This is a genomic window from Clostridium sp. YIM B02506 (assembly GCF_022324845.1).
Classification (GTDB): domain Bacteria; phylum Bacillota; class Clostridia; order Clostridiales; family Clostridiaceae; genus Clostridium_T; species Clostridium_T intestinale.
Genome location: NZ_JAKGTG010000058.1, coordinates 1 through 8,186 on the forward strand (window position 1 = coordinate 1; position 8,186 = coordinate 8,186).

Genomic DNA, 8,186 nt, shown 5'->3' on the forward strand with positions numbered 1-8,186 from the left:
TCAATTCTTCAATTCTTCAATTCTTCAATTCTTCAATTCTTCAATTCTTCAATTCTTCAATTCTTCAATAGGGCATTTTAATTTTTCTACGATTTATTGTCAATATTTCTTTCAAAAAAAAATCTATGTTTATTTAAAAATAATTTTTATAAATATGAGCCCTTTTCATTTTCGCGGTAATTTATATATTGTACAAAATAAAAAGTAAAGGAGGTGATTTCCTATGGTAGTAACTGAAACTCCTCTTTCTCTTTCTTTAATAATAAAGCTCAAAAATGGTTTAACTGAATCTGGAGCTCAAAAATATAAGAAAAAGACTATAAACAATGTGAAAGTTACAGCTTCCAAGGAAAGTATTTATGCTCTTGCTGAAGCACTTTCAACACTACTAGCTCCTGAAATAGGCGGCTATTCAAAAGTATTAACTTCTGATATTTCAGGTTCTTAATAACTCAAACAAAAATAATTAAAGATTGGGGGTAATGAAATGGAATATAGCCTTGTACTAACTTTTTTAACCAAAAGTGGTGAGAAAGTTAATTTGACTATTGCCGATGTTAGAAATGATTTAACAAATGAAGAGATATCTGAAGCAGTTGTTGTAATCTTAAGAGAAAATATCCTGCTTACAAAAAAAGGCTATGATTTAGTAGCTTTTCATTCTGCTAAGCTTAATGAAAAAAGATCAACTCTTTATGACATCCAAGTAGACCTTTAAAATATAAACTAAAAAAGCTCAGCTATAAACATTTGCTTATAGCTGAGTTCTATTTTAAAAACCTATAGGTTTAATTCTTTCTCAATAAATTTTTTTAATTTAATTAAAGCTCTCTTTTTGATTCTTTTTATTGTACTATAAGATAATCCATTATTTTCAGCATACTCTTTTAATGTTTTTTTCAGAAAATATTTATAGTATAATATTTCCTGTTCTTCCTTAGTTAAAATTGTTCTAAAAGCTAGGCTTAAAAAATCAATTCTATCATCTTTAATAATTTTTCCGTCGAAACATTTCATTTTATAGAAAAGAATATTTTCAAATTTTTCATCTATTATTAAGGTTTTAACTCCATCTTTTAACTTTCCATTTACAGCTTTTCTTAGTAGATTGAAGAAATGTCTATTTATACATAATTCCATAAAGGGGAGGAAGTTACCCATACCATGATCATAATAATCTATATTTTCAAAGATTACCTTATAAGCCTCATTTATCATATCATCATTACTATAAGGATAAATATTATATTTCTTAATTATACTTCCGATTTTATTTAGAGTTTTTTCAACTAATTTTTCTCTTGCTTTTTTATCTCCTTTTTTAGATAGCTCAACAAGCTCTTCAAGCTGAGAGTAATCCATAAGATCGCCTCCTTTATTGTTAAATTTACTACTATACTATGTCGAATAATATATATATGTGTAGCAAATACTGGAAAATAAGAAAAAAGGCATAATATCAAAATGACAGCATGCCTTTAATCATGGATTATATAGCTATTAAAAAGTTATTATTTCATGTTTAGTTGCTTTAGAAACTCTATATATTTGTGTATCCAATAAACTTCCTATAGCATTACCTAATTTTCCAATGGAATCATCAGAAGCTTCTTCTTTTATATTTGATATACTAAACTTTCTAAATACATCTTTGCCTTCCTTATCTAGACCGGCCTTATACTCTATCTCTAAGGATAGACGTGTTAATATACTTTCAGTCATTTATATTACCTCCTATTCTTAAATTTAGTAATATAATATGTCTAAATATGAGTATTTGTGTAAAGTTAATTCAAGTTTAAATATAAGCAAAATGGCCACAATTTTCAATAAACAATGTTTAAATTTTACTTTATATAATTTCCTTTAGTAAATTTTCCAGAAAAAAACTAGCTGCCAAATGACAGCTAGTCTGCGCCTGTTGATTTTTCTGAAGTAGAACTTATACCTATAGGGATCAACAAGTTATGATTGCAGGGGCAAAACATATGCCACCAGAGCCTTTTTTGATAAAAGAGCAAATGGAGAACTTGATAAAATGGTACGATGAAAATACTCAAAATATTCATCCAGTTGAAAAGGCAGCTAGACTTCATATTATATTTGTTGGAATACATCCATTTATTGATGGAAATGGAAGAACATCTAGATTATTATTAAATTTAGAATTGATGAAGAATGGTTATCCACCTATAGTTATTAGAAATGAAAATAGAATTAAATATTATAGTGCTCTTGACAAAGCGCATACTACTAAAGATGGTACAGATTTTATTAAGCTAGTAGTCGAAGAACTTGATAATACTTTAGATTTATATATAAACTTAATCAAATAATATAAGATATTTTAAGTAAAACGTGCTGTCATTTGACAGCACATCTACTTTAAGGGTTCTTCTCTCTTATATATATTCACTAATAACTTCCATAAAATCTTCTATATCTTTTAAATTATTTATTATAATATCGTAAACAACTTCTCTGTCTAATTTTATGTAATCATGTACTAGTATGTTTCTAAAGCCAGCCATATTACTTAAATTTATCTTTAATTTTTCAGTAATAATTTTATTTTCTAACAATACTTGAAATATATCTTTATTGTTATTCGGCTTTCTAAATCTCATATCAGAAATAGCATGATTAGAAATATCCAAAACACATTCAATAGCTAAATGTAAAAAACGTTCAGAAGCTCCATAGATAAAGGGATCTTCTATATACTCTTTTTTGGAATAACTTTTTACCTTATTTAAGAAACCTATATACTCACTGAGTTTGTTTAATCTGGAAATTACCACATCTCTCTTAACCATTCACCTTTTCCCCTTTGCTTTTCCTTAAATAGTTTAACATACACTCATCATAATAATCACTGTAATACTTAAAGTCAAAGTACTCTCGAATACTTAAAGATTCAAACTCTGCTCTTTCTTCATTATCTTTTATTATAGTTCCGTCCTTTATCACCTCATATTTTAATAAAGGAGTGTCTTGATTTAAGAATACTACATCTATATCCAGTTTAAATATCTCTTTTCCAAGCTCAATAAGATTTCCTCTAGCAAAAACCTCTTCAACCTTACTTAAACCTTCTTCTATCATAAAAGCAAAATCAATATCGCTTTTTTCAGTTTCTTCACCTCTTGAATAAGAGCCAAATACATAACCAAATTTTATATTACAGTATTCTTTTGCTTTTTCTAAAAAACAATCTATTTTCAATTTAAACTCACCTGTTTCGATAGACTTCATAGTAATCACCACGCTTTAAACTTTTTTATATTGCCTGCTAAATATATCTATAAATATAATTACATAAAATTAAATCTTAATACTTATATTATATACCAAATCACATATCCATTAAACAATGTTTAAATTTTACTTTATATAATTTCCTTAAATAAATTCTTCAGAAAAAAACAAGCTGTCAAGTGACAGCTTGTTTTTGCCCGGGGGGCTTTTGTGGAGCTCAGTGAGTCCACTTGCTACCGACCGCATTAATCGACCGTAAACGGTCGATTAATGCGGTCGATTATTAATCACTAACCAAGATATACTTAGTCTTTGGCCCTTTGCCTGTCCTTTTTATCTTTCCTAAATCAATTAATTGATTAAATAGTTCTAAACTTTTTGTCTTTCCAAATTTTAATTCTCTCTTACATATAGCAGTAGATATTTCTCCATATAATTTTATATACTCTAATACCCTTAGTTGATCATTATTTAGTTCACCATTAAACTCAGTATTAATTTTATACTCATAAGTATTTTTATTATCAAAATACTGGTTTATTGGCAATTCAACTAAAAAATAGGTTCTTTCATCATCAGTATCAAATTTAGGTTTAGGTGAATTATTTATCTTCATTGATCTTAATATTTTAGGTATTCCTGTTGATCTACCTTCTGTAAGCTTTAATTCTTTTAAAAACTCGCCTATTCTTCTATTTCTATACCTTCTAGCAATTACTTGCCCACTATCTATATCTGACTTTCTAATAGATTTATCTGGACCTGGATAACTTAAAATAATAATTTTTTCTTTATCAATCCTGACCTCTATTGGATTTCTTTCTTCATAACTTCTGTGATATACAGCATTAACTATCGCTTCCTCTATAGCTGCATATGGATAATTAAATACTCTTATAGCCTCAGCTTTATCCGGTATTTTGATTACTTTCTCTTCTATAACGGAATTTTCTATATATTTAAGAATACTTTTTATTTGTTCATGTATTGGGCCTGTAAAAACTTTTTCTACAAAAACGTTATCTGCAGATGTTTCTTCGAAATGGACTAATTCTATTTGGCTCATGGGAATAAATTTTTGAGGATATTCATTAAACATTAATATTCCTATGTTTTTAGGTTTTAAAAATTCATTAGATCCATCAATTATATTCATTTGTTTTCCAATATTTTCAGTTGGAATATCATTTACCCTATTATGAAGTTCACTACCAACATCACGTAAATATTCTTTTATTAAAGATATTTTTAAATCTGATACTTCTGATTTAAGACTTATTCTATCATCAAATGGTATTTTCCCTGCTAAATTATAAAGTTCTTTCTCATCTTCATCTTTTGCAGGTATAGTATTTGCAAATCTTCTTAGATAAAACTTATAGTCTTTTTGCTTTGCAAATACATCTTTGGGACACTTATATGGTCTATTTTGACCTCCAGGAGCCCATATAATAAGCAAATGTTTTCCCATATACAGTATGGGTTCAACTATTGGAAAATATGTTGGTTTTAATAAATTACAGAAATTAAGTAACTTCTTTTGTATATCATCTATATTCTCTATATCTATTCCTTTTGGCGGTAATACGGGTCTCCCATTAATATCTTCAACACCTATAATTATATATCCCCCACCCCAATTATTTATATCATTTGCAAAAGCTGATATGGTATGCATTACTTCATTAGGATTCCATCCTGCTTTAAACTCTATTCTTTCCCACTCAACAGTTGTTCCATCAAAAAGTTGTTGTATATTTATAGGTAATGGCATCTATATCTCTCCCTTTTAATAGACTTCTTATTTATAACACTCTTTTAATACTTATATTATATACCAAATCAACTATCCATTAAACATTATGTGCATCGCAATTATGTGAAAATAATTATTTAAGCAGGTATTTCCTTATAAGGGAAATAAGTTTTATATATATTTATGCGTCGTAGCTTCACTTATCTTAATATGGACTCTGTTTTTAAAATTTAAAAAGAAACAAAAAGGATTCTAATAGATCAAATGTTTATACAGTTATTCCTCTAGCTTTAGCTATTTTAATAACAGGAATTTTCGCTATTAATAAAAAAATGGTAGCTAGTAGGGATAGTAAGTCCCAAAAGATTCTATAAGTGATGTAATAGAAGAAGGACTTCAGAAACTTCAGTTGTCTGATAGTATATTAAAATATGATATTTTGGGTAAATAATTAATTAAAATTTATATATAATAACTCCTTAAAAAAGTATATGTGCTGTTAAGTGTCAGTACATATACTTTTATTTTTTTTATGACAACTTACTTGAGGAAAATTATATTTAATTCCCCATATTTACTTAGCTAATTAAAGGTGCTATAATACTTTCGCTAAACAATTTTATAGTATAAAAATAAAATATTATATTAAAAAAAGAGGGGATAAATAATGAAAAATAGTAGATGGTATTATATCGATTACCTTCGTTTTATTTCTGTAATATGTATAATAGGGATACATGCTTCAGACATAGTGGCTCAAACTTCAAAACATTTTAGCATTCAATGGTGGTATTCTACAATACTACAAATTTTAGTAAGAATAGGACTTCCTATATTTTTTATGATGAGTGGAGCTTTATTATTAAATGGAAAGGAAGAGAGCCTTTTTCAATTTTATGTAAAACGTTTTTCTAAGGTCGCTATTCCATTCATAGCCTATTCATTTTTCTATTTATTTATTTTTAATTATAAGTGGAGTTTATTTAGTTTAAGTAATTTAGTACACTCTCTACTAGATATATTGAAAGGGCCGGTATTTTATCATCTATGGTTTGTATATACGCTCCTAGGTCTATACGTTGTAGCACCTTTTTTAAAAGCTATGCTTCAAGGCCTGTCTAACAAAATTCTCATTAATTTGATGATTGTAATATTGATACTTAGATGTATTTCAATTTATCTCCCAGTAACAGGAGTTAATTTAGGACTTACTAATTATGTATTTGACAATTGGGTTATGTATTTTATATCGGGATATATGTTAACAAGAGATCTGGGAGAAAAGTTTAATAAAGCTGTTTATAGATTAGGGGTTATATCATTCATTTTTACCATTATAATTATTCGTTATATCCCTAGCTTTTCAAATAACTTATTTGATTTATCTCCAACTATGGTGCTTATGACTGCGTCAGTATTTTTGTTTTTCAAGCAAAGTAGTCACCGTTTTCCTCAAAATGGTCCTATATACTGGGTTATTTCATTGTCAAATAAATACTCATACTCTATTTACCTTATTCATGCCTTTACGCTTTCATATGTTTTAAATGATAAGCTAGGTATCAACGGTATGTGGATTAATCCAGTCATTGGTATATTTGTTACAATATCTTTAGCTTTTGTATTTTCATTTATATTTGCCTTTATAATAGACAATATAATTATAAATCCAATATTAAAACCAATTATAAAATATTTATCTAAGTCTGAGACTATTAAAAATACTTAAGTTAAAACTAACTTTTAGATATTACTTAACTGTAGATTGTCAACTACTTTTAAGTATAAATCAACGACTACTCTCATGAGAATGGTCGTTGATTTTTTTGTACACCTAGTAGTTTATCGCTTACGTTAAATAGATATTTAGACGTAAAAAAACAGCTGCCAAATGACAGCTAGTCTGCGCCCAAGGATTTTTCCGAGGGAGAACTTATTCGAGTGAAGTTGCTACTGCATCTTAGTTATACATCTATATGCTATATTTGCAGCACTTTGTGTAAATAAGCCTGTTTCTTTTCTATAAATCATTTTACTTATTGGTGATGAGTAAAATAATTTCATTGCTTCATATTTATTTATTGATTTTAATTTGCTAATATTTAATACTACATCATCTATAAGCATTACTAATATTTCATCAAACTCATTCATTTTCATATTATTTTACTTCCTCCATTCCAATAAATTTTAAACATTCTATAATTACCTGCTGATTATTGATACAGACTTGGTTGTTTGCTGATTTAAATTTTAATCTTTTAATTGCGGCATCTTTTTCTATCCAACCTCTTTCTAAAAGATTTATTGTTGCAAATACCTGATCATCAGCAACTTCCCCAATAGTAATATCATATGGTGACTTTGAATTAATATCTTTTCTATTACTTAAAATAAATTCTAGCCATTCTTTAGTTACACCATCATATTCATAAATTTTAAATCTCTCACTAGCAAGGCTCATATTCAATTCATATATTGATACAATTGGGGTTCCCTCTATTTCTCCATTAAAATTTGTACATTTTCTAGTAGCCCATTTTTCAGCTTGTTCCTTAAATGTTGTACCATAAAACCCGATACCAAAATCTAAAGCTCTATTAGACTTTATTACTTTAGGCTCCTTTATTATTATATTTGAACCATGGTATATTATCATATCTTAATCCCCTTGCTTTTTAACAAATTAACGATTTCTCCTACTATATAATCCTCCCCTTGAGTATGGAGTGTATCGTAATATTTTATAATATACTCATCTAATATTCTCGTTTTTTCAGTAAGTAAATTGTATACATCCGATGGCATTATATTTAAATTACGACTTAATGCTGTTATACAATATATAGCAAAATATAGCTGTTCTTCTGTTATATCATCTATACTAATCATAAATATCACCCTAACTAATAAATTAATATAATAATATTATATACCATTATATTAATTTATTAAACATTAAGTCCATATTGTTTTATGTCGTTAAATAGATATTTAGGCGCAAAAAAACTAGCTATCAAGTGACAGCTAGTCTTTGCCCGGGGGGCTTAGTGGGGCTCGAAGAGTCCCACTTGCTACATACTTATTTGCTCTGCTAACTGATCTTCTTGTAACTGATTTTGTATATATTTTGTTATCGCATTTTTATTTCTTCCAACTGTATCTATATAAT

The 8,186-nt window shown here is 27.6% G+C and carries 11 protein-coding genes and 2 pseudogenes; 4 read left to right on the top strand and 9 right to left on the bottom strand.

Features of this window, described 5'->3' with window-relative positions; translation table 11 throughout:
* The first annotated feature begins 223 nt into the window (after positions 1 to 223).
* A complete protein-coding gene (locus L1S49_RS22850; RefSeq protein ID WP_238907632.1) occupies positions 224 to 448 on the top strand; it encodes a DUF1659 domain-containing protein in 225 nt (74 codons plus the stop codon).
* A 39-nt stretch (positions 449 to 487) separates the two neighbouring features.
* On the top strand, positions 488 to 718 hold the full coding sequence (locus tag L1S49_RS22855; RefSeq protein ID WP_238907634.1) for a DUF2922 domain-containing protein: 231 nt from the start codon (positions 488 to 490) through the stop codon (positions 716 to 718).
* A gap of 62 nt (positions 719 to 780) precedes the next feature.
* Here the strand turns inward: L1S49_RS22855 and L1S49_RS22860 are convergent, their stop codons facing one another.
* Positions 781 to 1,362, bottom strand: a complete 582-nt coding sequence (locus L1S49_RS22860) for a sigma-70 family RNA polymerase sigma factor (protein WP_238907636.1) — start codon at positions 1,360 to 1,362, stop codon at positions 781 to 783.
* A 138-nt stretch (positions 1,363 to 1,500) separates the two neighbouring features.
* A complete protein-coding gene (locus tag L1S49_RS22865) occupies positions 1,501 to 1,722 on the bottom strand; it encodes a DUF1659 domain-containing protein (protein WP_238907639.1) in 222 nt (73 codons plus the stop codon).
* Positions 1,723 to 1,961: 239 nt separating this feature from the next.
* Between L1S49_RS22865 and L1S49_RS22870 the strand changes: the two are divergent.
* Positions 1,962 to 2,336: pseudogene (locus L1S49_RS22870) on the top strand (Fic family protein); the annotation flags it as partial.
* Between the two features lie 66 nt (positions 2,337 to 2,402).
* Here the strand turns inward: L1S49_RS22870 and L1S49_RS22875 are convergent.
* The 3 genes from L1S49_RS22875 to L1S49_RS22885 all read right to left on the bottom strand — a co-directional run bounded on the left by L1S49_RS22875 (position 2,403) and on the right by L1S49_RS22885 (position 5,032).
* Positions 2,403 to 2,816: a DUF86 domain-containing protein gene (locus tag L1S49_RS22875; RefSeq protein WP_238907644.1), complete on the bottom strand. Its 414-nt coding sequence runs from the start codon at positions 2,814 to 2,816 to the stop codon at positions 2,403 to 2,405.
* Positions 2,809 to 3,255 carry a nucleotidyltransferase domain-containing protein gene (locus L1S49_RS22880; RefSeq protein WP_238907645.1) on the bottom strand — a complete coding sequence of 149 codons (447 nt, stop codon included), beginning with the start codon at positions 3,253 to 3,255 and terminating at the stop codon, positions 2,809 to 2,811. The genes L1S49_RS22875 and L1S49_RS22880 overlap by 8 nt, the downstream gene beginning before the upstream one ends.
* A 286-nt stretch (positions 3,256 to 3,541) precedes the next feature.
* Positions 3,542 to 5,032 (bottom strand): RNA-binding domain-containing protein, encoded by a 1,491-nt coding sequence (locus L1S49_RS22885; protein ID WP_238907646.1) that lies wholly within the window; start codon positions 5,030 to 5,032, stop codon positions 3,542 to 3,544.
* Between the two features lie 649 nt (positions 5,033 to 5,681).
* Between L1S49_RS22885 and L1S49_RS22890 the strand changes: the two genes are divergently transcribed.
* Entirely contained in the window at positions 5,682 to 6,743 is a 1,062-nt protein-coding gene (locus L1S49_RS22890; RefSeq protein WP_238907647.1) for an acyltransferase, read from the top strand.
* 221 nt (positions 6,744 to 6,964) lie between these two features.
* Here L1S49_RS22890 and L1S49_RS22895 read toward each other — a convergent pair whose 3' ends face one another.
* The 4 genes and pseudogenes from L1S49_RS22895 to L1S49_RS22910 all read right to left on the bottom strand — a co-directional run.
* On the bottom strand, positions 6,965 to 7,174 hold the full coding sequence (locus L1S49_RS22895) for a hypothetical protein (protein WP_238907649.1): 210 nt from the start codon (positions 7,172 to 7,174) through the stop codon (positions 6,965 to 6,967).
* Position 7,175: 1 nt separating this feature from the next.
* Complete coding sequence (locus L1S49_RS22900; protein ID WP_238907650.1) at positions 7,176 to 7,673, bottom strand: DUF3990 domain-containing protein; 498 nt, start codon at positions 7,671 to 7,673, stop codon at positions 7,176 to 7,178.
* A complete protein-coding gene (locus L1S49_RS22905) occupies positions 7,670 to 7,906 on the bottom strand; it encodes a DUF3791 domain-containing protein (protein ID WP_238907652.1) in 237 nt (78 codons plus the stop codon). The genes L1S49_RS22900 and L1S49_RS22905 overlap by 4 nt, the downstream gene beginning before the upstream one ends.
* Positions 7,907 to 8,088: 182 nt before the next feature.
* Positions 8,089 to 8,186 (bottom strand): annotated as a pseudogene (locus L1S49_RS22910) (IS200/IS605 family transposase); the annotation flags it as partial.

Excerpts from the sequence above, each read along its gene's own strand:
- L1S49_RS22850 (WP_238907632.1), top strand. The coding sequence starts at position 224 with ATGGTAGTAACTGAAACTCCTCTTTCTCTTTCTTTAATAATAAAGCTC.
- L1S49_RS22855 (WP_238907634.1), top strand. The coding sequence starts at position 488 with ATGGAATATAGCCTTGTACTAACTTTTTTAACCAAAAGTGGTGAGAAA.
- L1S49_RS22860 (WP_238907636.1), bottom strand. The coding sequence starts at position 1,362 with ATGGATTACTCTCAGCTTGAAGAGCTTGTTGAGCTATCTAAAAAAGGA.
- L1S49_RS22865 (WP_238907639.1), bottom strand. The coding sequence starts at position 1,722 with ATGACTGAAAGTATATTAACACGTCTATCCTTAGAGATAGAGTATAAG.
- L1S49_RS22875 (WP_238907644.1), bottom strand. The coding sequence starts at position 2,816 with ATGGTTAAGAGAGATGTGGTAATTTCCAGATTAAACAAACTCAGTGAG.
- L1S49_RS22880 (WP_238907645.1), bottom strand. The coding sequence starts at position 3,255 with ATGAAGTCTATCGAAACAGGTGAGTTTAAATTGAAAATAGATTGTTTT.
- L1S49_RS22885 (WP_238907646.1), bottom strand. The coding sequence starts at position 5,032 with ATGCCATTACCTATAAATATACAACAACTTTTTGATGGAACAACTGTT.
- L1S49_RS22890 (WP_238907647.1), top strand. The coding sequence starts at position 5,682 with ATGAAAAATAGTAGATGGTATTATATCGATTACCTTCGTTTTATTTCT.
- L1S49_RS22895 (WP_238907649.1), bottom strand. The coding sequence starts at position 7,174 with ATGAAAATGAATGAGTTTGATGAAATATTAGTAATGCTTATAGATGAT.
- L1S49_RS22900 (WP_238907650.1), bottom strand. The coding sequence starts at position 7,673 with ATGATAATATACCATGGTTCAAATATAATAATAAAGGAGCCTAAAGTA.
- L1S49_RS22905 (WP_238907652.1), bottom strand. The coding sequence starts at position 7,906 with ATGATTAGTATAGATGATATAACAGAAGAACAGCTATATTTTGCTATA.